The following is a 1408-nucleotide window of genomic DNA, read 5'->3' on the forward strand; positions in this document are numbered from 1 at the left end:
GGTAGTGTCCCGTGGGATGGTGTAGGAGCGCCGACCTTCGGAGAGGTCCAAGCTTGATCAGGACGCCACAGCGGGCAGCCTTACGGTGGGAGTGTCGGTGACACGCGCAAGGGTTTCAAGGCTCATGTAGCGTCGCGCGACCGTCCACTCGTCGTTGGTCTCGAGCATCAGCGCGCCGACGAGGCGGACGATGGCCTCGTCGTTGGGGAAGATGCCGATGACGTCGGACCTGCGCTTGATCTCGCGGTTCACCCGTTCGAGTGGGTTCGTCGACGCGATCTGAGCCCAGTGTTCGCGGGGGAAGTCCATGTAGGCGAGGACGTCGTCGCGCGAGCTCTCCATGAGCGTGCCGAGCTTGGGCTGCTTCTCCCGGAGAGCATCCGCGACGGCATCCCACTGGGCTTCGGCATCCGCCTTGTTCTCCTGGGCGAAGATCGTCTTCAGCATCGCGGCCACGGCCGTCCGCTGCTTGGTCGGGGCATGGGCGAGTGCGTTCCTCATCCAGTGAACGGTCGGCTTGCCGACGCGCTGGTGCGTGGCGTTGAATACCCGCCGCGCAGCGGCCCGCAGCCCCTTGTGGTCGTCAGCGACAACCAGCTTCACGCCGCGCAGGCCCCGGTCGGCGAGAGACCGGAGGAAGTCCGTCCAGAACGTCTCCGCCTCGGAGGGCCCGGTGGCGACGCCGAGAACCTCGCGCTTGCCGTCCTCGTTGACCGCGACGGCGATTATCACGGCCCGGCTGACGATCCGTCCGCCCTCACGCACCTTCACGTAGGTCGCGTCGAGCCAGAGGTAGGGCCACGCTCCTTCGAGCGGCCGAGTGAGGAAGGCGTTCACCCGCTCGTCGATTTCGACGCAGAGGCGACTGACCTGGCTCTTCGACATGCCGCCAGCGCCCATCGCCTTCACCAGATCGTCCACCGAGCGCGTGGAAACACCTTGGACGTAGGCCTCCTGGATCACCGCCACGAGCGCTTTCTCGGCTGTGCGACGCGGCTCCAGGAAGCTGGGCAGGTAACTCCCCTTTCTCAGCCTCGGGATCTCCAGCGCGATCCGCCCCGCACGGGTGTCCCAGTCGCGGTCCCGGTAGCCGTTCCGCTGAACCTCTCGCAGGGGCGAACGTGCGCCCTTCGCGGCGCCGGTTCGCTCTTCCACCTCCGCTTCCATGATCCGCTCGGCCGCGAAGGCCAGCATCTCGCGGACAAGATCGCCGTCAGCCTGCTTCTCAACCAGCTCGATCAGCGCCATTCTGTCGTCGGTCATCGTCATCTCCGTTCTTGGTTCAAGGTCTCGCAACCCGAACCTGCCCGAAGATCGACGATGGCCGCCAGCGTCACGCCCGGCCGCGCGCTGCGCTAAGCCGGGGGCTCCGCGCGCGGCCTCCTACACCAAGCGTTGGGACACTGCC

General features: G+C 66.8%; 1 protein-coding gene. It reads right to left on the minus strand.

Going from position 1 to position 1408, the window contains the following annotated elements; genetic code table 11:
- Window positions 1-57: 57 nt before the first annotated feature.
- The gene (locus BMZ25_RS20345) at window positions 58-1263 is read right to left on the minus strand and encodes an IS256 family transposase (protein ID WP_092696461.1); all 1206 of its coding nucleotides are present in this window, start codon (window positions 1261-1263) and stop codon (window positions 58-60) included.
- Window positions 1264-1408 lie beyond the last annotated feature (145 nt).

The organism is Tranquillimonas rosea, from assembly GCF_900111315.1.
Classification (GTDB): domain Bacteria; phylum Pseudomonadota; class Alphaproteobacteria; order Rhodobacterales; family Rhodobacteraceae; genus Tranquillimonas; species Tranquillimonas rosea.

Coding starts and splice junctions, on each gene's coding strand:
- BMZ25_RS20345 (WP_092696461.1), bottom strand. CDS start 1,263: ATGACCGACGACAGAATGGCGCTGATCGAGCTGGTTGAGAAGCAGGCT.